The 18,750-nt window shown below is 65.8% G+C and carries 17 protein-coding genes, 1 tRNA gene and 2 pseudogenes; 11 read left to right on the top strand and 9 right to left on the bottom strand.

The genetic code is table 11. From position 1 onward, the window contains the following. Positions 1–28 precede the first annotated feature (28 nt). From ACWDTF_RS16610 to ACWDTF_RS16600, 3 genes and pseudogenes are all read left to right on the top strand, one after another. Positions 29–1,515, top strand: a pseudogene (locus ACWDTF_RS16610) (flavin-containing monooxygenase). Positions 1,516–1,531: 16 nt separating this feature from the next. Further along, complete coding sequence (locus ACWDTF_RS16605; protein ID WP_449754684.1) at positions 1,532–2,518, top strand: GlxA family transcriptional regulator; 987 nt, start codon at positions 1,532–1,534, stop codon at positions 2,516–2,518. 104 nt (positions 2,519–2,622) lie between these two features. Beyond that, positions 2,623–3,450: an alpha/beta fold hydrolase gene (locus ACWDTF_RS16600; RefSeq protein WP_240860674.1), complete on the top strand. Its 828-nt coding sequence runs from the start codon at positions 2,623–2,625 to the stop codon at positions 3,448–3,450. A 16-nt stretch (positions 3,451–3,466) separates the two neighbouring features. On the opposite strand, the gene ACWDTF_RS16595 is transcribed toward ACWDTF_RS16600, so the two are convergent. Then, on the bottom strand, positions 3,467–3,976 hold the full coding sequence (locus ACWDTF_RS16595; protein ID WP_449754709.1) for an SDR family NAD(P)-dependent oxidoreductase: 510 nt from the start codon (positions 3,974–3,976) through the stop codon (positions 3,467–3,469). Between the two features lie 20 nt (positions 3,977–3,996). On the opposite strand from ACWDTF_RS16595, the pseudogene ACWDTF_RS16590 reads away from it, so the two are divergent. Next, positions 3,997–4,239, top strand: a pseudogene (locus ACWDTF_RS16590) (dihydrofolate reductase family protein); the annotation flags it as partial. Here ACWDTF_RS16590 and ACWDTF_RS16585 read toward each other — a convergent pair. Further along, the gene (locus ACWDTF_RS16585) at positions 4,222–4,827 is read right to left on the bottom strand and encodes a TetR/AcrR family transcriptional regulator (protein ID WP_449754683.1); all 606 of its coding nucleotides are present in this window, start codon (positions 4,825–4,827) and stop codon (positions 4,222–4,224) included. The pseudogene ACWDTF_RS16590 and the gene ACWDTF_RS16585 sit on opposite strands and share 18 nt — an antisense overlap. A 79-nt stretch (positions 4,828–4,906) precedes the next feature. Here ACWDTF_RS16585 and ACWDTF_RS16580 point away from each other — a divergent pair, with 79 nt between their 5' ends. From ACWDTF_RS16580 to ACWDTF_RS16570, 3 genes are all read left to right on the top strand, one after another. Continuing rightward, the gene (locus ACWDTF_RS16580) at positions 4,907–6,091 is read left to right on the top strand and encodes a DUF418 domain-containing protein (protein WP_449754682.1); all 1,185 of its coding nucleotides are present in this window, start codon (positions 4,907–4,909) and stop codon (positions 6,089–6,091) included. A 60-nt stretch (positions 6,092–6,151) separates the two neighbouring features. Beyond that, positions 6,152–6,721: a pyridoxamine 5'-phosphate oxidase family protein gene (locus ACWDTF_RS16575; RefSeq protein WP_449754681.1), complete on the top strand. Its 570-nt coding sequence runs from the start codon at positions 6,152–6,154 to the stop codon at positions 6,719–6,721. Between the two features lie 111 nt (positions 6,722–6,832). Beyond that, entirely contained in the window at positions 6,833–7,120 is a 288-nt protein-coding gene (locus tag ACWDTF_RS16570; protein ID WP_449754680.1) for a putative quinol monooxygenase, read from the top strand. A 24-nt stretch (positions 7,121–7,144) separates the two neighbouring features. Here ACWDTF_RS16570 and ACWDTF_RS16565 read toward each other — a convergent pair whose 3' ends face one another. The 4 genes from ACWDTF_RS16565 to ACWDTF_RS16550 form a co-directional block, all read right to left on the bottom strand. Then, complete coding sequence (locus ACWDTF_RS16565) at positions 7,145–7,585, bottom strand: TIGR03668 family PPOX class F420-dependent oxidoreductase (RefSeq protein ID WP_449754679.1); 441 nt, start codon at positions 7,583–7,585, stop codon at positions 7,145–7,147. Between the two features lie 37 nt (positions 7,586–7,622). Next, positions 7,623–7,696, bottom strand: a tRNA-Gly gene (locus tag ACWDTF_RS16560). Positions 7,697–7,782: 86 nt separating this feature from the next. Further along, positions 7,783–9,195, bottom strand: coding sequence for a DUF222 domain-containing protein (locus ACWDTF_RS16555; RefSeq protein WP_449754678.1), 1,413 nt, complete (start codon positions 9,193–9,195; stop codon positions 7,783–7,785). Between the two features lie 360 nt (positions 9,196–9,555). Beyond that, a complete protein-coding gene (locus ACWDTF_RS16550; RefSeq protein ID WP_449754677.1) occupies positions 9,556–10,932 on the bottom strand; it encodes a hypothetical protein in 1,377 nt (458 codons plus the stop codon). 192 nt (positions 10,933–11,124) lie between these two features. On the opposite strand from ACWDTF_RS16550, the gene dcd reads away from it, so the two are divergent. The 3 genes from dcd to ACWDTF_RS16535 all read left to right on the top strand — a co-directional run bounded on the left by dcd (position 11,125) and on the right by ACWDTF_RS16535 (position 14,585). Continuing rightward, a complete protein-coding gene (gene dcd / locus ACWDTF_RS16545; RefSeq protein WP_240857841.1) occupies positions 11,125–11,694 on the top strand; it encodes a dCTP deaminase in 570 nt (189 codons plus the stop codon). Between the two features lie 88 nt (positions 11,695–11,782). After that, positions 11,783–13,183 carry a nucleotide sugar dehydrogenase gene (locus ACWDTF_RS16540; protein WP_433256692.1) on the top strand — a complete coding sequence of 467 codons (1,401 nt, stop codon included), beginning with the start codon at positions 11,783–11,785 and terminating at the stop codon, positions 13,181–13,183. A 133-nt stretch (positions 13,184–13,316) separates the two neighbouring features. Next, positions 13,317–14,585, top strand: a complete 1,269-nt coding sequence (locus ACWDTF_RS16535; RefSeq protein ID WP_240857839.1) for a hypothetical protein — start codon at positions 13,317–13,319, stop codon at positions 14,583–14,585. Between the two features lie 9 nt (positions 14,586–14,594). On the opposite strand, the gene ACWDTF_RS16530 is transcribed toward ACWDTF_RS16535, so the two are convergent. Both ACWDTF_RS16530 and ACWDTF_RS16525 read right to left on the bottom strand, forming a co-directional pair. Beyond that, positions 14,595–15,365, bottom strand: coding sequence for a MerR family transcriptional regulator (locus tag ACWDTF_RS16530; RefSeq protein WP_240857838.1), 771 nt, complete (start codon positions 15,363–15,365; stop codon positions 14,595–14,597). A gap of 28 nt (positions 15,366–15,393) precedes the next feature. After that, positions 15,394–15,972 (bottom strand): WHG domain-containing protein, encoded by a 579-nt coding sequence (locus ACWDTF_RS16525; RefSeq protein WP_433256686.1) that lies wholly within the window; start codon positions 15,970–15,972, stop codon positions 15,394–15,396. A 90-nt stretch (positions 15,973–16,062) separates the two neighbouring features. On the opposite strand from ACWDTF_RS16525, the gene ACWDTF_RS16520 reads away from it, so the two are divergent. Beyond that, positions 16,063–17,613 carry an MFS transporter gene (locus ACWDTF_RS16520; protein WP_449754676.1) on the top strand — a complete coding sequence of 517 codons (1,551 nt, stop codon included), beginning with the start codon at positions 16,063–16,065 and terminating at the stop codon, positions 17,611–17,613. Here ACWDTF_RS16520 and ACWDTF_RS16515 read toward each other — a convergent pair. Then, positions 17,575–18,750, bottom strand: a complete 1,176-nt coding sequence (locus ACWDTF_RS16515; RefSeq protein ID WP_355276698.1) for a PDR/VanB family oxidoreductase — start codon at positions 18,748–18,750, stop codon at positions 17,575–17,577. The genes ACWDTF_RS16520 and ACWDTF_RS16515 overlap by 39 nt on opposite strands.

Genomic DNA, 18,750 nt, shown 5'->3' with positions numbered 1-18,750 from the left:
GTGCCGTCGGGACAAGGGAGTCGGGGCCATGGACGACGATGCCGAGCCGGATCTCACCGTTGCCGTCGTCGGAGCCGGTTTCTCCGGTATCGGTACCGGAATTCGGTTGGACCGAGCCTGAATTCGCGACTGGCAGATCATCGAAGCCGGTAGCGGTGCGGGTGGAACCTGGTTCTGGAACACCTATCCCGGCGTGGCGGTCGACATCCCGTCGTTCAGCTATCAGTTCTCCTTCGCGCCAGGGAAATGGTCGCGCAGCTACGCTCCCGGTGCCGAACTCAAGCAGTACGCAGACGAACTCGTGGAGCAATACTGTCTGGCCGGTCGCATTCGGTTCAATACCGAGGTCCAGAACGCCGAGTTCGACAGTGCGTCGAATCTCTGGCGGCTGACCCTGCCGGGCGGCGAGACACTGACCGCCCGCTTCCTGATCAGTGCTGCGGGTCCACTGAATGTGCCGAGCCTGCCCGACATCCCGGGGATCGACGAGTTCGCCGGGACCACCATGCACACCGCGCGGTGGGACCACTCGGTCGATCTCCGTGGAAAGCGGGTGGGGACCGTCGGTACGGGAGCCACTGCGGTCCAGGTGATTCCGTCCATCGCGCCAGACGTCGAGACGTTGACCGTGTTCCAGCGAACCCCGATCTGGTGCATGCCCAAGATGGATTTCGTTCTGCCTCAACCGGTTCGCGTGCTCTCCCGCACACCGCTGCTCCGACTGATCCCGCGGGCGGCGAGTCAGGCCTTCATCGAGCTGTCGTTCACGATCTTCGCGCACTTCTACAAGTGGATACCTGCGGCCGGCCGGCTCGCCGAGCGCTCGTGCCGGCAGTACCTCGACAGTCAGGTCCACGACCCGGAGACGCGCGCAAAGCTCACGCCCGCTTACGGTCTGGGTTGTAAGCGGCCCGGGATTCACAACGAGTACCTGGCCACCTACAACCGCGACAACGTGACTCTGCAGACGACGCCGATCGAGAAGGTCACCGCGCATGGTGTGCACTGCTCGGACGGTACCGAACACGAGATCGACATCCTCATCCTGGCAACCGGTTTCAAGGTGACCGATCCCGACGCCATGCCGCCCTTCAGGCTGGCCGGGCCCAAGGGGACGATGGCGGATTTCTGGAATGAGAACCGATCGCAGGCCTACGAGGGGGTGTCGGTGCCGGGTTTCCCGAACTTCTTCTTCGTCTTCGGGCCGTACGGCTACACCGGTTCGTCGTACTTCGCGTTGATCGAGAACCAGACTCGGCACATCACCCGCTGCATTCGTGCGGCGATCGGTCGAGAGGCGAAGAAGGTGGAGGTTCGGCAGGAGGCCAACGACCGCTACTTCGCGTCGGTGCTGAAGCGTCGCTATCGACAGATCTTCTGGCAGGAGTCCTGCAGCAAGGCCAACAGGTACTACTTCGACCATAACGGCGACGCCCCACTCCGTCCGACCACCACCGTCGAGCCGCCGTGCACAGTCGCGTCTACCCGCTCGACGACTACGAGTTCACCGCCTGACGGCATACTTCTCACCATGGAGATCGTTCGCTCGTCGGAAACTGCACGTAGGCGAGTTGGCATCGTCGTGTTCGACGGTGTCAAGATGCTCGACTTCACGGGCCCCGCTGAAGTCTTTGTCGAGGCCAACCAGTTCGGCGGCAACTACGAGGTGGTAGTCATGTCGCCGACCGGCGGTGACGTCGCGACGTCGGTGGGCGTGCGGGTGAGCACCACGCCGGTGCATGACTCCGGCGGCTTCGACACGGTGATCGTTGCAGGCAGCGAGATCGCGCCGCCGCTGTTCGTCACGCCGGAGCTCATCGAGGCGACACGCGACCTGGCGACACGAACCAGGCGGATGTCGTCGGTGTGCACGGGGTCATTCGTCCTTGCCGAGGCCGGGCTTCTCGACGGGCGGTCGGCCACGACGCACTGGAAGTTCACTGCCGACCTTGCTCACCGATTTCCCGAGGTGCAGGTCGACTCGGATGCCATCTACGTCAGCGACGGAAACATCTACAGTTCGGCGGGGGTGGTTGCCGGGATCGACTTGAGCCTGGCGCTCGTCGAGGAGGATCACGGCGCCGAGGTGGCACGTCGCACCGCGCAAGGGCTGCTGGTCTACATGCAGCGCGGCGGTGGGCAGTCACAGTTCTCGTCGTCGCTCACCGGGCCCGCTCCGCGAACGTCTCTGGTGCGCAAGGCAACTGATCATATCCGTGGGAACCCTCAAGTTCCGCACACTGTTTCGAGTATCGCCGCGCATGTCAACGTGAGCGTCCGTCAGCTGACTCGGCTCTTTCGCGACGAACTGGGCGCAACCCCGGCCGGCTACGTCGCCGACACCCGCTTCGAGATCGCCCGCGACAAACTGCACGCCGGATTGACCGTGGGCGCAGCGGCCCAAGCGGCGGGATACGGCAGTGCGGAGGTGATGCGCAGGGCATTCGTTGCGCGGATCGGCATATCGCCTCGCCGCTACCAGCAACGCTTCTCGTCGACGGGTGCTCTCGCCGGCTGACGTGGTGTCGCAAATGGGGGCTTTTCTGGCCGGGTGAGTGGGACGGTGACCTTGACGGTGGATGCACACTGGATCGGCTGGTCCAATACACATAGGAGTATCCAATGCCCACCCTCACCACCTCCGACGGCGTCGACATCTTCTACAAGGACTGGGGTTCGGGTCAGCCAATCGTCTTCAGTCATGGCTGGCCGCTGTCGTCCGATGACTGGGACGCCCAAATGATGTTCTTCTTACAGAACGGGTTTCGGGTGGTCGCTCACGACCGGCGTGGTCATGGGCGGTCGACCCAGGTAGCCGACGGCCATGATATGGACCACTACGCAGACGACCTGAAAGCCGTTGTCGAGCACCTCGACCTGACCGATGCCATCCACGTCGGCCATTCGACGGGCGGCGGCGAGGTGGTGCACTACCTCGCACGTCACGGACAGGATCGTGCGGCCAAGGCGGTGTTGATCTCCGCGGTGCCACCGATCATGGTCAAGACCGACACCAACCCCGACGGAATCCCCAAAGAGGTGTTCGACGACATCCAGACGCAGGTGGCCACGCGTCGTTCCGACTTCTTCCGCACCTTCGCCGAAGGACCGTTCTACGGCTATAACCGGGAGGGCGCAGAACCGTCGGAGGGCGTCATCGCAAACTGGTGGCGCCAGGGCATGATGGGCGGTGCAAAGGCGCACTTCGACGGGGTGGTCGCGTTCTCGCAGACGGATTTCACCGACGACCTCAAGAAGGTGACGATCCCGTCCCTGGTGCTTCACGGCGAGGATGATCAGGTGGTGCCCTACGAAGACACCGGCGTGAAGTCGGCTGAGCTGCTGCCCAACAGCACCCTGAAGACCTACCCGGGATTCCCGCACGGCATGCCGACCACAGAGGCCGCCACCATCAACGCCGACCTGCTGGAATTCTTCCGCGCGCCCTGACGCCGACGGGGTGGGCTCAGGACTGAGGGCCGCTGTGCCGGACGGCGAACTCGGCCACGGCAATCGAAATCCGTTGTGGCACGAGTTTACTCACCGTGGTGGCGACCAGATTCAGTACACCGTCGACGACGCTCGGTTTGCCGTTCTCGAGTGCTCGTAAGGCAGTGTCGACGACCTGGCTCGGGGAGCGGGTCGGGCCGACGGAATCTCCGTCGGCGCCGGCCGCCTCGAAGAAACCGGTCTCCGTGGCACCCGGGCATACGGCCAGAACCTTCACCCCGCGTCGTTTGGCCTCCCACCACAGTGCCTCGCTGAGTGAGAGCACGTACGCCTTGGACGCTGCATACACCGCCAGGTGCGGAACCGGTTGAAACGCAGCGACACTCGCGACGTTGATGATGGCGCCCGACCCACGCTCCGCCATTCTCTGGAGATAGACGGTCGTGAGGTCGGTCAGCACCGCGACGTTGAGTGGCACCTGATCGCGGTCGCGGTCGGTGTCGGCGAGGTCGGCGTGCATCGCGATCCCGGCGTTGTTGCCGCGAACTCAAACAGCGTGACGGCAAGGACATCGTCGTCACCGGCAGCATCACGCTCACCCACGCGCTGATCGGAGCCGGACTCGTCGACGAGTACCGCCTGTTCCAGTACCCGACGGTTCAGGGGCGAGGTCGGCGATTGTTTCCCGACGGCTTCGAGGCGCCTACGCTGCGATTGCTGACGGCACGGTCATTCAGCAATGGGGTGGCGTTGGTGTCGTACGCCGCGAGCTCAGCCGTCGGCGACTGACACCGTTGCCAGCGATGCCAGGTGCGCACGCACCAGCGCGCGTACCTGGTCTGGGGTGTCGGTGCCCGACACCAGCAGGTGCATAGCGAGACCATCGATCACCGCGTGCAGCCGCATTGCTTCGACGTCGAGGTCGGCGGCAGAGTCGATGAGTCCGTGGCATCGTAGGTCGTCAAGCACGACGTGACAGAGCGTTCGTAGTCCCTCATGCGCTTCGCGTGCTGCGTCGACGAGTACGGGATGTGCTACCGACTCGGCGTTCATCGCCATGTGCACGCGCATCTCGGCCGCCCGCTCGGCATCGAGGGGCAGCAATTCGGCAATCATCGCCTCGGCGCGACGACGTGGGCTCCGCATGCGCCGGTGGCGCTCGATGCGGGCGGCGGCCTGTTCGTAGACGAGTCTCATCGAGAACTCCAGAAGCTCTTCTTTGGTCGCGAAAACGTGACGAAGTGACCCGGTGGAGATTCCCGCCTCGGCCGCGACCTCGCGGATCGAGACGCCGGATATGCCCTCACGCATGATGATTCGCCAGAGTGCGACGGCAATGTCGGCTCGTCGCTGCGCATGGTCGATCAGTTTGGGCATTGACCGATACTAGCCCAACTGTGCTACCTTGGCCGAGAGTTTGGTAACACTACCGTGCTAACAAAATCTCAGGAGAGCCATGGCCGACCAACGCTTCGTCTCGCTGGATGTGCTGCGCGGAATAGCCATCCTCGGCACACTGGGCACCAACATCTGGATCTTCACCAACGTCGACGGCTTTGTCGGCTATCTCTCCGACCCCACGCAGGCCGACGGCGCGTGGCGCGTCGCCCAGGTTCTGCTCGAACAGCTCACCCAGGGCAAGTTCCTCGGACTTCTCACGATCATGTTCGGCATCGGACTCGCCATCCAACAAGCCTCCGCAACGCGGCGCGGTCGGCCGTGGCCCGGCCGATACTACTGGCGCGCAATACTTCTCTTCATCGACGGGACTCTGAACTACTTGCTGTTCACGGAGTTCGACGTGCTGATGGGATACGCGGTCACCGGACTCATCGTCGCGTATCTGCTGTCGATGAGCATTCGCCGCCAGCGACTGGCCATAGGCATCGCGGGTACCGTCCACCTGATACTCGTCGGACTCATCGTCTGGGCGCTCGCCGCTGCGCCGGGCGGATCTTCGGAGAGTTCGAAACCGTTGTCGCCCAATCCTTATGCGGACGGCTCATTCCTCGACCTCGTCGTATTTCGCATCCAGAACATCGGAGTGTTCCGGGCCGAAGTGGTGCTCATTGTGCCGATGTCCATCGCGCTGTTCCTGATCGGTGCTGCGTTGCTGCGCGCCGGGGTGCTCGAACCCCGTGGCGCAATGCTTCGGCGGCGCTTGATGATTGCCGGTCTGGGTGTGGCGGCGCCGCTCGACTTTGTGGCGGGCATCTTCGGCGGCACGGCCGGGCTGATCCTGGGGCGCTACGTTCTGGCGCCGGTGGTGTCGCTGGCAATTCTGGCGTGGGTCGCGGGCTTCTACGCCGACGGACGCGCAGCTGGGCGAGTGGGACGACTGATGTCTCCCGTCGGCCGCACCGCGTTGAGTTGCTACGTTCTGCAGAACGCCATCGCCGGCGCCATCTGCTACGGCTGGGGACTCGGGCTCGCGGCACACCTTGATGCGACGACGGTCGTGCCGGTGACCATCGCTCTCTATCTGGCCATAAGCGCGACGATGATCGTGCTCGCCACCCTCTGGCTGCGCAGGTTCAAGCGCGGACCGCTGGAGTGGCTATGGCACAGCAGCTACCAGCGGCTGGCCGGGGAGGGGCGGGCACCGAACGCGGCCAATCGCGACACCACCCTCACACGCTGACATGACATCTGAGCAAGAACGGCCGGGCAGCGCAGCGCCGCACGCTCGTACATTGAGCCAATGACGGATTTGCCACACACCTCGCCTGAACCTGCGTTGGCGAGTGCCGACGCCCTGCCGCCTGTCACAGAACCACGCGTCGACCGTCCACATTTCCCGAACGGCTATGGCGTTGGTACAGAACTCGACGGAACGCGATCGTGGGAGTCGGTCGTGAGCCGGCTCGTCGGGTCGAAACACTATTGGCTGACCTCGGTACGTCCCGACCTCACTCCGCACACGGTGCCTCGCTGGGGCGTATGGGTCGAGGGTCGGTTCTTCTACGACGGTGCTCCGACCACCCGGCACACCCGCAATGTCGAGGCCAATCCGGCGTGCACGCTCAGCCTCGAGAGTGGGACGGACGTGGTCATCATCGAAGGTGAGTCCGTGGCGGTGTGCGCGTCCCCCGACGGACTGGGCGCGAAACTTGCTGCGGCCTTTGGCAAATACTCCGAGCAGGGCTACAGCCCCGGCCCGGAGTCATGGCAGTCGACGGTCGACGGTGGCGGGCTTCGGGCGATCACTCCGAAACGCGCGTTCGCCTGGTCATCGTTCCCCACTGACTGCACCAGATTCAGCTTCGACTGACCTCTCGCTCGCACGGTAGGTAAGCGCACCGGCGTGTGTCCGGCGATGAATCTGTGTGGGTCGTCGAGTCTGTATCCGTGGCAAACGTTTCCTGACCCGAGGAGAGCACCAGTGTTGATCGTCGCCGGACACATCACCGTCGCTCCTGCCGACCGTGACACCTATCTCCAGACTTGTGACGCAGTGGTGGACGCGGCACGGCGGGCGCCGGGTTGCCTCGACTTCGCGATCGGGGCAGATCTCGTCGATCCCGCACGCATCACCATCTACGAGCGTTGGGACTCGGTCCAGGCCGTGGATGCGTTCCGAGGATCGGGTACAGACGATGGGCAGGCCGCGATGATCGTGTCGGCGTCGGTGGCCGAGTACGAGGTCACCGAGGTCCGGCAACTCGGCTGAGTCGGATCAACAAAGTGCTCACGCTCAGCCGGCCGGCGACGGTCGCGCCGACCACGAGTGCCAGTGGAGATCGCCGACGATGATGACCGGGCCGTCGGGTCGTCGTCGGCGACGATAGTGTTCGTATTTGTCGGCGAGCACATCGATTCCGTGCCTGCCACGAGGTTCCGACGCATCCACCACCTCGGCGCGGCCGTCCACCCGAACCCACCACAGCTCGTCCCAATTCTCGGCGTAGTGGTCGACGAGCACCGCCACGTAGGGATTCTCCCCGATGTTGGCGAGCCGACGAAGTCGATTGGTGCGCTTGGGTTTGTGATCGACACAGGTGACGAGGGTGTCGTCGTTCACGGCAAAGACGATCGGCACGATGTGCGGTCTCGCATCGGGTGTCACCGAGGACAATCGGGCGACTCGCGCCTCCACGAAGCGCTGACGCATCTCGTCGTCGAGCGAGCCTGCCATGTCTGAAGAATGTACATCGCTCTACCCGCGGTGATGGTGGAGCCGATGACGGGAATCGAACCCGCGTATTCAGCTTGGGAAGCTGATGTTCTGCCATTGAACTACATCGGCGTGCGAGCGGTGAGACTCGCGATCGACAGCCTAGCAAATGGGGGAAGGGGTGTCTCGACGCGACCAGCAGGAAGGATGTCGATCGATCAGGCCGCAGCCAACTCACCGGTGTTCGCTCGTTCGGTTTTGTAGGCCCATGCGGCGTAGAGGACTTCGGTGGTGTAGCCGAGATTCAAGCGGCCGCCGCCGACCGGTGCGGTGGCGTCGGGTGCGATGTGCGGGTCGGGACGCCAGCGGTCGGGTGCTCTGGTGTGCGGTGCGGTGTCGATGTGCGTGCCGTCGGGGCGGTGGAAGGTGAAGTGCTGGTTGCCGTGGGCGGTGATGCCGAACACGCCGCGGTGCAGCGCGGCGTGGTGGGCTGAGCACAGCAGGATCAGGTTGTCGGGGTCGGTGGTGCCGCCCTTCGACCACGGGCGCACGTGGTGCAGGTGCAGGTGGCGGGTGCGCCCGCAGCCAGGATGGGCGCATTCGTGCTGGTCGCGGCCGGAGATCATCCGCACCAGCGCGGCGGTGGGTGGGTGGCGTTTACGTCCCCACCGCAGGGTGACGCCCTTACGTTTCCCGATCTCGCGGACCGATGCCACGCATTCGAGGGTGTCGACCTCGGCGTCGGTCAACGCGGGACCGTCTTCGAGGTGCGCATCTTCGAGGTCGTCCTCGAGGGGCTTGTGGACGATGATTTCGGCGCCGCGGGTCAGTTCCGGAACGTCGGTCAGGGTGCGGGTGGTGTCGGCCATCGCGATGACGGCGGCGCTGATGTCGTGGGGCACTCCCCGCCATAGATCGATACGTTCTCCGGGTTCTTTCAGGTTGCCGTCGGTGGGACCAGCGGTTTCGGGGTCGGTGAGCGCGTTCCGCGGAACGTCGGCGTCACCGCTGGTGCGCAGGCGTTCGTACTCGGCGCGCACCACGGCGGCGAGGAACGCCGCGCCGTCGACCGGTGACAATCTGAGGGAGACCGACAGTGTGCCGTCGCAGTGCAACCGCCAATTGCCCTTGGATCGGCGCACCGCGGTCGGCTCCAGTGGCGTGCCGGTGTCGGGGTCGAGGGCATCGATGTTGCGTATCGATTTCACGAGCCGTTCGACCTGGGCGGCGGTCGCCGACAGCGCCACGTTCAACAATTCGTTCTCGCGGATGGGGGTCGCGACGCGGGTGAGGGCGCGAACTTTGGAGTAGGTGAGGCGGCCTTCGGTGAACGCGGTCCGGATGGCGGGCAACGATGTGAGGGCGTGGGCGACGCGGACGTGGTCTTGGGCGGTGCGTCGGGACAGGCCGGTGCGCCAGGACAGCCAGTCGGCGCAGCTGCGGATGCCTTCGCCCGACCAGGCGCGGCGGGCGTCGAATTCGGCGAGGTACTCCAGGAACCTGGCGGTGAGAGCAGCGATCTGGCCGGCGTAGCCGACGACGCGGTCGGTCAGTTCCGTGGTGGAGAGTTGGTCGGCTGGTGTGTGGTCAAACATGGTGTCCGACAACGATGTCACCGCAGTGACTGGCATGGGCCCTCCCCGATGTGTGGATCTCGATCTCACTACGGACAAGGTATCGGTGGGTACCGACAGAATCGTTCCGCGGAACGTCGGGCTGTCCACAACCGCGTTCCGCGGAACGCCGGTGTGGTCGGAATTGGTGTGGGGTGCACTGACATTGTCAGGTCGCCGGGTTTCGATACGGCTCGCCCCGGGGGGCTCGCCTACTCAACCAGCAGAGGGGGGCGGCTGAACAGCAGAGGGGCATGGCTGAACAGCAGAGGGGCGTGGCTGAACCAGCGGGGTGGGTGCGTTCCGCGGAACGTGCGGCGGTGGTCTCGACACGACGCCTCGCGCATGGCGCTCGGTGTCGGCTCGACCAGCGGGTGGTCACCAGCGCGGCGTCGAGGCTGGGCGTTTGTCTTCGGTGAGGCAGAGGGAGCGCAGGACGTTGTGGAAGACCACCAGGCCATAGAGGTTGGGAGCGCCGATGATTCCGGTGCTGCGGGGGATCATGTCGGCGGTGATGCCGGCGCCGGGGAAGAGGCTGTTGATCATCGTGGCGGTCGGGTCGGATGCGCCGTAGCGCCAGATGAGTTCGATGAAGTGGGCGGTCAGGGCGTAGGTGTAGTACGCCGCGGTCAGGCTCTTGGTGACGGTCAGGTCCGACAGCGGGACGGTGTCGGCGATGTGGCCGTCGCGCAGGTTGTGGTTGAGGCCGATCGAGATGTCGAGCGGTGCGCCGCCGACGTAAGGAATCAGGATCAGGCCGATTTGGGAGAGTGCGCCCTCGCCGGAGTTGAAGTCGGCTGGGTCGGCGGGAATAAGGTTGTGCGGCACACGGTATGACCGGAGGAACGTTTGCACACGGGTGCTCAGGTCGCCGATCTGGCGCTGGGTACCGGCGTCGCGGGTGATGGCGCGCAGGTAGGTCGACGTCCGGTCGACGATGCGCGACACCGGCAGATTGCCGATGGCCGGGCAGGTCTTGGGATCGGCGACCGACACCTGACTCGCGATGTCACGCACGATCGCCGGAACCGCATTCGTGAATCGCAGATCCTTGACCGGCTTTCCCGCGGAACGCCTTTGCGACTCGGTCACCGACACGATGCATGCCTTGACCAGGTTGGAGCTCAGGCTGTTGTAGACGGCGGTGGCACCGAGGACGCCCAGCACGATCGGCAGGGTGAGCAGCGTGCCGATGCTGAACGGTCCCACCAGCGGGCCGATCGACGGAATGCTGCGTCGGGCGATGGTCAACGGAACCATCACCGTCACATAGAGATACAGCCACACCGTCTCGACTGCCTGCGCGACGGTGAGATTCTCCACCGAGATGACGTCGCCGCCGTGGCCGTCGCGGACGTTCACCAATTGCGTGACGATCCACTGCGACACCGGATCTCGGTACTTCATGATCGGGGAGCGCTCGTCGGCTCCGAGGTCGTACGGGTGCGTCGACACCGCAAGCGTCGAGATCTTCAGCGCCCCCATGTCGCGGTGCGCTTGCGCTTTGATCGACGCGGACCGATCACGGATCTGCGCGGGCATCATCGGCAGAAACGAATCGAAGATCGCGTCGTACACCGCGCCGAGCGTCGCGAACCGCGAACCCACGCATTCGGTGGGCGCCGCAGGCGACTTCGACGGCGCTGCCACCGCGGCGACACCCCGCTCGCCTGCCGTCAACGCGATCGCAACCGCCAACACCACCGACAACGTCGCGATGACACAGCGATGCCACCCCACCCGAACCCCGACCATGGATCTCCCCATCCATACGTGCAACGTCCCCCGTCGACAGCATCGATCTCGATCCTGCGCGTTGCGAAACAAACTCTAGAGATCCTCTGCCGGTTCGGCAGCGTCCACGACGTAAACAACTCTTGATGATTCGATGTTGTCTGGCTCACGGTCGGGGCCTACGGCGAACAGCCGGTCCGATAACCTCACAACGTGCTGCTCTCCGACCGCGACATCCGTGCCCAGATCGCCGAGGGCCGCCTCGGCATCGACCCCTTCGACCCGACGCTGGTCCAACCCTCCAGCGTCGACGTGCGGCTCGACAGCCTCTTCCGCGTCTTCAACAACACCCGTTACACCCACATCGACCCGGCGCAGCAGCAGGACGAACTGACGAGCCTCGTCGAACCGGCCAAGGATGAGCCGTTCGTGCTGCATCCGGGTGAGTTCGTCCTCGGTTCGACGCTCGAGGTGTGCAGTCTGCCCGACGACCTCGCCGGACGGCTCGAGGGCAAGTCGTCGCTGGGGCGGCTCGGTCTGCTGACGCATTCGACGGCCGGCTTCATCGATCCCGGCTTCTCCGGTCACATCACCCTGGAGCTGTCGAACGTCGCGAACCTGCCGATCACGCTGTGGCCCGGCATGAAGATCGGCCAGCTGTGCCTGATCCGGCTGAGCAGTCCCGCCGAGAATCCGTACGGCAGCGCGGCCGTCGGCTCCAAGTACCAGGGACAACGCGGGCCGACGCCGTCGAAGGCATACCTCAACTTCACCAAGCCGTAAATCGGTTCGTCGGGAGTTCACCGAGACGATCACGACTCGACAGTCTCTTGTCGTTCGATGGCCGAACGACCCGCGTACTCACTGAGACATGAAGCTCACGGTCATCGGATGCGGATACCTCGGCGCGACTCACGCGGCCTGTATGGCCGAACTCGGCCACGACGTGCTCGGCGTCGACGTCGACGAGGCGAAGGTGGAGCGGCTGACTGCGGGTGAGGTCCCGTTCTTCGAACCCGGCCTGCAGGATATCCTGCGCCGCAACATCGCATCCGGACGACTCTCGTTCACCACCGATCACCGTGCGGCGGCCGCACATGCGTCGGTGCACTTCCTCGGCGTCGGGACACCACAGGAACCTCGCGGGCACGCCGCCGATCTCGGGCACGTCAACGCGGCGATCGACGCCCTGGTGCCGGTGTTGCGCGGTGACCACCTCATCATCGGCAAGTCGACAGTCCCGGTCGGTACCGCAACCGGCCTGGCCCAACGGATCGCTGTACTGGCCGCCGACGGTGTCGCAGTGGAGCTGGCGTGGAGTCCCGAATTCCTGCGCGAGGGCTTCGCGGTGGAGGACACCCTGACGCCCGACCGTATCGTCGTGGGCACCGACCCGGCCGGCACGACGTCGAGTGCGGTCCCGGTGATCCGGGACATCTATCGGGAGATTCTCGAGACCGGTGTTCCCCTCATCGAAACAGACTGGGCAACAGCAGAACTCGTCAAGGTGTCGGCGAATGCGTTTCTCGCCACCAAGATCTCGTTCATCAACGCGATCAGCGAGCTGTGCGAGATCGTCGGCGCCGACGTCAGCACGCTCGCCGACGCGATCGGCCACGACGCGCGGATCGGACGCCGATTCCTCAACGCGGGATTGGGCTTTGGCGGTGGATGCCTGCCCAAGGACATCCGGGCGTTCACGGCCCGGGCCGACGAGCTCGGTGCCCATCGGACCCTGGGGTTCTTGCGTGAGGTGGATGCGATCAACATGCGACGACGCACCGCGATGGTGGATCTCGTGTCCGACGCGGTCGGTGGTGACGTCCTCGGACGCAACATCGCGGTGCTCGGTGCGGCCTTCAAACCGGAGAGCGACGACGTTCGGGACTCGCCGGCGCTCAGCGTCGCCGGCCAGCTGGCGTTGCGCGGCGCGTCGGTGACCGTCTTCGATCCCAAGGCCCTCGAGAATTCGCGTCGGACCTACCCGATGCTCGCCTACGCGTCGTCGGGTGCCGACGCCTGCGACCGGGCGGATGCCGTCGTCGTGGCCACCGAGTGGGCCGAGTTCGTGCACATGTCGCCCGACGAGCTCGACGAGGTGGTGCGCGCCAAGGTCATCGTCGACGGCCGACGGTGCCTGGACCCGCAGATGTGGCTCGACGCGGGATGGCAGTACCACGCCATCGGCGGGCCGGTGACGGGTCGACGCCGGGAGCGGCACACAGCGAATGCCCACGTGGTCGGGCACGCTGCGCAGACCCTGCGCGGCTGACACGTGCTAGTTTGAAGCTCCGAGGGGGTCGACCGACGGTGGTCGACTCGGCACATTTTCGCCGGTGGGGGCGCTGGGGCGATGTGCGACGCAAGCTTGAGAGCCGTCCCTGACCGCAGAAATCCGCCCACTGATGACCACGATGAACGACGACACCGCACACGCCGTGAGCCAACCGGCCGACGATGCTGCGCGCGATCAGATCGTCGATTCGCTGGGGCAGATCGCCGAACTGCTGCGAACCCGCGGCTTGCCGACCGACGAGCGCGTCGTCCTCCTCGACTTCGACGAGAGCGGCCTCGTGGTCCTGACCGTCGATTTCGCATCGCGCGCGGTGGTATCTGCGCAGGCCGACGACGACATCGGCCCCGCCACGCTCGACCGCATGATCGCCGACCACCTCATCAGAGTCGGTCGCGTGGACAGGCCGACCTCGGCCGACTGGGATCGCGAACTGCTCGACCTCGTCGCGCAGGGTCGTCAGCGACTGCGTGCATCGGACGGCACCTTCATCATGGGGCGCCGGCATCTCCGGCTGTTCCGGTTGGCCCGACGCGACGTCGAGGAGCCGACTCGACAGCTGATCGCGCAGGTCGAGACCCTGACCCGCGGTGCGGTGTCCAACGCCGGTGGCAACGTGGTCGCGGTGGTCGCGGCCGACGGCGTTCGCAACTGGCCCGGCCTGCGCGACTCGATCGCGCGCGCCGTCGCCGTGCCGGTACTCGATCTCGACGTCCCCGAAACACCCGTGGTGAACGCCCACGTCGATGCCGATGACCTCGGCTCGGCGGACTTCCCCGTGATGCCGCCGGTGGTCGTTCCGGAGATGACGCCGGCACCCGAATCAGCGCCGATGCCGGAGCAGGTGCCCGAGCCTGAGCCGATCGCAGAGCCGGAGCCGATCGCAGCCGACGACCGGCCGACCGAGCCGATCCCGGTGGTCGCGACGTCGTTGGCGTACTCGGAGGTCGAGGAGGTCGCACCCGACGACGAGCTCATGCCGGACGACGTGGTCGACGTGGCCCCGGCGCCGCCGTCGCGGACTCGTGGGCTGCTGAGTCGGGCGTCGGGCCGGCGGGTTGCCGCCGTTGTCGGTGCCGTCGCGGTGTTCGCGCTGGTCGGCGTGGCAACAGCCTTCGCACTCGGCGGCGACTCCACATCCGACAACCAGGCCGCCGCACAATCCGTGCCGTCGTCACCCGCACAGCCGTCCTATGCAGACCCAGCCGTCCTGGCCGAGGCGCGGCTGCCCGCTGCGCGCTACACCCCGCCGCCTCCGCCGCCACCGCCGCAATCGACACCCGACGAGACGACGCCGGGACCGCGGCCACGCCAACGCCCACGCCCGCGACCACGGCTCACGATTCCGCTACCGGGACTACCGCCGATCGTCATTCCCTGAGGTGGGGAGCTACGAGGGTCGGTCCTGATCTTTTCGCGATTTCCGAGCTTCGCCGAGGTACTCCTCGAGTTGCCGGGCGAGGTCCCGGTCCAGTGCGCGGTCGAGCGCGTTGTGGGCGGTGACCGTTCCTGCGCGCCGCAGCTCGGTCAGCAGTTCGGTGGCCCAATCGGATTCGGCGGTCGTCTGGGGAATCCAGCCGTCCTCACGGCCTTCGGTGACCGCACGCCGACCGGCGGAGATGACGGTTGCCGCCACCGCCGACATCTCGCCGTCGAGCCTGCGGTGGACATCGAGGATGCCGCCGAGTGACACCCCGAGCTTCACGAGCCGTCCGTACGCCGAAACGGTTTCCTGATCCAGAATCGTGTACTTCTCCGGCGGGTCCGCCGGGCCGTCGGGGCTGATCAAGCCGAAGTCGATGAGCTGCGCGAAATGTGCGGGGTTCCGAGTGTTGAGCAGGTCGCGCAGGTCGTCGGCCGACATCGTGGTCGACGTGGCCTTCGACCACGGCTCGGAAACCACCTCCTGCAAACCCAGGACCTCGGCGAGGTCGTCGCCGCGCTGGATGCCGGACAGGAAGTCGCTGATGTGACGGATCGTGAAGCCGCGTTTGAGCAGGTCGTTGATGACCTTGAGGCGTGCGAGATGTGCCTCGGTGTAGATGGCGATCCGGCCCCGGCGGACCGGTCGGGGCAGCAGGCCGCGGTCCTGATAGCCGCGCACGTTGCGCGTCGTCGTACCGGCCGCGCGCGCGAGATCGTCGATCCGATACTCAGTCACGCGGTCATTGTCCCAGATGGCGTTGTCCTCACGGTGCGAGACCGCGTGCGATCAGCTCGAGGATGTGTTCGAAGTTGGCGGCGGTGTCGACGAACGGGGGAGCGGAACCGGCGAGTTCCAACGCGACGGCACCGTGCACGCACGACCACGCCTGCAGTGCGAAGTCGTTGGCGTCACCTGCGATGATGCGCCCCGCGACCTGTCCGTAGCGGATGATGTCGGCAAGTGCCAGGAAGCCGCGGGCGGCCACCTCGAGGTCGGCTTCGCACTCGCTGGAGAACATCAACGAGTACAACACCGGGTTGGCCAGCGCGAACGTGCGATAGGCCCGGCCGCTGTTGCTCAACCGGAGTGCCGGGTCGTCGTCGGTGGCGGCGATGGCCGACGCGAACTCCGCGAACCCGTCGGTGACCACCGCGTCGATCAGGCCTTCCTTGCCGTCGAAGTGGTTGTAGACGCCCATCGGCGCGACGCCCGCCTCGGCCGCGACGGCCCGCACCGTCAGTCCGGCCACGCCATCTCGCTCCAGGATCTTTCGGCCGGCCGCGATGAGGCCGACGCGGATGTCGGGGCCGGCGGTGCGAGTGCGGGATTTTGCGGGGGACATATTGACAACCTACTAGAACAGTGTTCTTCTTGAATAGAACAACGTACTACAACAATAGATCGATGTTCCACAATCTTTGAAGGGCACGTCATGAAGACGCTGAACAATCGTTGGTGGGCGCTGGGAGCGCTCTGCTTTGCCGAACTCCTGGTCATGGTCGACAACACGATCGTCAATGTCGCGCTGCCGACCATGGCCCGCGATCTCGACGCCGGGATCTCCGGTCTGCAGTGGATCGTCGACGCGTACACGCTCGTGTTCGCCGGGCTGCTGCTGACCGGCGGCTACCTCGGCGACCGCTTCGGCCATCGGCGCATGCTGATCACCGGCGTCATCGGGTTCGCCGCCGTGTCGGTGGCTGCGGCGTCGACACAGAATCTCGCGCAGCTCATCGTCGCGCGTGGTGGCCTCGGAGTCTTTGCTGCGCTGGTGTTTCCGGCGACGCTGGCCATCATCACCACGATCTTCACCGAGGCCTCCGAACGTGCTGCGGCCGTGGGTATCTGGGCGGCGACGTCGGGCGTGGCAGTCGCCATCGGACCGGTCCTGGGTGGCTGGCTTCTCGAACACTTCTCCTGGACATCGGTGTTCTGGGTGAACGTCCCGCTGGGGGCGGTCGCGCTGGTGGCGATCCTCGCGGTGGTGCCCGGTACCCGGCCGGAGGTGGTCGCACCGTTCGACCTGCTCGGACTGGCGCTGTCGATCGCGGGCCTCGGGCTGCTCACCTACTCGGTGATCGAAGGACCGCACTTCGGCTGGTCGGATCCGCGGACCATCGGGGGACTTGTTGTCGCACTGGGTCTTCTGGCTCTGTTCGGCTGGCGCGAGGCGAGGATCGATCACCCCATCCTCGACGTCCGGCTCTTCACCAATCGCCGCTTCGCGACCGCGGCGGGCATGATCAGCGTCGCGTTCTTCGCGCTGTTCGGTTTCATCTTCCTCATCACGCAGTTCTTTCAGGCGGTCAAGGGCTACGGTCCCTTTGAAGCAGGCCTTCGCACACTGCCGTTCGCGGTCGTCATGGCGGCGCTCTCGCCGGTGGCGATGGCGTTGTCGCACCGATTCGGTGCGCGGCCGGTCGCGGTCACCGGCGCGTTCCTGATGTCGGGTGGATTTGCCTTGGTCGAGGTGTCGTCGCGGATGTCGGGCTACTGGGAGCTCATCATCTGGTCGATGTCGCTGATGGCGGCCGGTCTCGCGTTCATCTCCGGACCGTGCACCCAGCTCATCATGGATTCGCTGCGGCCCGAGCAGGCCGGTGCGGGCAGCGCGGTCAACGACACCACCCGGGAGATCGGCGGCACCCTCGGTGTGGCCGTCCTCGGGTCGATCCTCACGTCCGCGTACGTCGCCGGCGTCGGAAATCGATTGTCGGACATCGGAGTACCCCGCGAGGCGCGCGAGATCGCCGAACAGTCGGTGATGGCCGGCGGCGCGGTCGCCGATCAGGCGCCGAGTGCCGTGGCCGACACCGTGCGAGCCGCCATACAGGACGTGTTCATGGACGGTCTCCACAACGCCGTGTGGGCGGCCGTCGCGATCACCGCCTTCGCCGGGCTTGCGGCACTGTATCTGCTCCGCGGGCATACCGCCCCGGAGGGATCAGAGGTCGAGCGTGAGGTTGTCACCGCGACTTCGTGATACGCACGTGAGCATGGTTCCGGCCTCGCGCTCGGGCTCGGTCAGGATGTTGTCGCGGTGATCGATCTCGCCCGACAATGTCGCGACCTTGCACGTGCCGCAGAATCCCTGCTGGCACGAATAGGGCACCGACGGCAGGACCCGGCGAATCGCGGCCAGCGCGGATTCGTCTGCGGCCACGTCGATCTGCTGTCCGGTGGAGGCAAGCGTGACGGTGAACGGTTCACCGTCCTCGACGGGAGGCGGAGAGAACCGCTCGTAGTGAAGTTCGATGTCGGCGCGGTCGGCGAGGTGCGTCCGCAGGCGCTCGAGCATCGGAACGGGTCCGCAACAGTAGACCGCCAGACCGCCTGGGGCACGGCCTGTTTCCGGGTCGACCGGACCGAGTAGTTCGTCCATCGTCGGTAGACCGACTGGGACATGCGCCCCGCTCGCTCCGCTCCCGGCGGCGGCGTCGTCGGTGCGGATGGTGATCTTGTCGCCGAACCGGGCCACCTCGTCGCGGAACGGGATCGAGTCCGCGGTTCGGCCGGTGTAGATCATCGACCAGTCGAGCCCAAAGCGTTCGGCAGCCGCGAGCATCGGCAGGATCGGGGTGATGCCGATCCCGGCGGCGATGAATCGGACCGAGCGTGCGGGCGATCCGTGGCCGGGGACCGCCAGCGGAAAGGCGTTGCGCGGTCCCTTGATCGAGATGAGGTCACCGATCTTCAGAGTGTCATGCACCTCGATCGACCCGCCACCGCCGTCGGGGATGCGGCGCACCGCGATCCGGTAGGTGTAGCGGTCGGCGGGATCGCCGCACAGTGAGTACTCACGCATCCGCCCGGACAGAAGTAGGAGGTCGAGGTGGGCGCCCGCATGCCAGCGGTGCAGCATGCCGCCGTCGGGAGCCGCGAAGGTGAGGGCGACGACGTTCTCGTCCTCGGCAACCACCTCGCGCCGAACGACTTTCACTGTCGTCACACCGTCGTTCTCGGCGGTGTGACGCAGCGGTGACATCGGCCGCCAGAAGGGCCACCACGCCTTGGCGATCACCGTGCCGAGCGTGAGCAGGGGGTCGTGACGCCACCGCCCGTGCAGATGCGGGGGCGGCGACGTGAGTGTCGTCGTATGTGGGTGGGCGCGCTGGTTCAT

Source organism: Gordonia sp. NPDC003422 (assembly GCF_053588675.1).
This window is presented reverse-complemented; position numbering and strand designations above follow the sequence as displayed.

Coding starts and splice junctions, on each gene's coding strand:
- ACWDTF_RS16605 (WP_449754684.1), top strand. CDS start 1,532: ATGGAGATCGTTCGCTCGTCGGAAACTGCACGTAGGCGAGTTGGCATC.
- ACWDTF_RS16600 (WP_240860674.1), top strand. CDS start 2,623: ATGCCCACCCTCACCACCTCCGACGGCGTCGACATCTTCTACAAGGAC.
- ACWDTF_RS16585 (WP_449754683.1), bottom strand. CDS start 4,827: ATGCCCAAACTGATCGACCATGCGCAGCGACGAGCCGACATTGCCGTC.
- ACWDTF_RS16580 (WP_449754682.1), top strand. CDS start 4,907: ATGGCCGACCAACGCTTCGTCTCGCTGGATGTGCTGCGCGGAATAGCC.
- ACWDTF_RS16575 (WP_449754681.1), top strand. CDS start 6,152: ATGACGGATTTGCCACACACCTCGCCTGAACCTGCGTTGGCGAGTGCC.
- ACWDTF_RS16565 (WP_449754679.1), bottom strand. CDS start 7,585: ATGGCAGGCTCGCTCGACGACGAGATGCGTCAGCGCTTCGTGGAGGCG.
- ACWDTF_RS16555 (WP_449754678.1), bottom strand. CDS start 9,195: ATGCCAGTCACTGCGGTGACATCGTTGTCGGACACCATGTTTGACCAC.
- ACWDTF_RS16550 (WP_449754677.1), bottom strand. CDS start 10,932: ATGGTCGGGGTTCGGGTGGGGTGGCATCGCTGTGTCATCGCGACGTTG.
- ACWDTF_RS16540 (WP_433256692.1), top strand. CDS start 11,783: ATGAAGCTCACGGTCATCGGATGCGGATACCTCGGCGCGACTCACGCG.
- ACWDTF_RS16535 (WP_240857839.1), top strand. CDS start 13,317: ATGACCACGATGAACGACGACACCGCACACGCCGTGAGCCAACCGGCC.
- ACWDTF_RS16525 (WP_433256686.1), bottom strand. CDS start 15,972: ATGTCCCCCGCAAAATCCCGCACTCGCACCGCCGGCCCCGACATCCGC.
- ACWDTF_RS16520 (WP_449754676.1), top strand. CDS start 16,063: ATGAAGACGCTGAACAATCGTTGGTGGGCGCTGGGAGCGCTCTGCTTT.
- ACWDTF_RS16515 (WP_355276698.1), bottom strand. CDS start 18,750: ATGAACCAGCGCGCCCACCCACATACGACGACACTCACGTCGCCGCCC.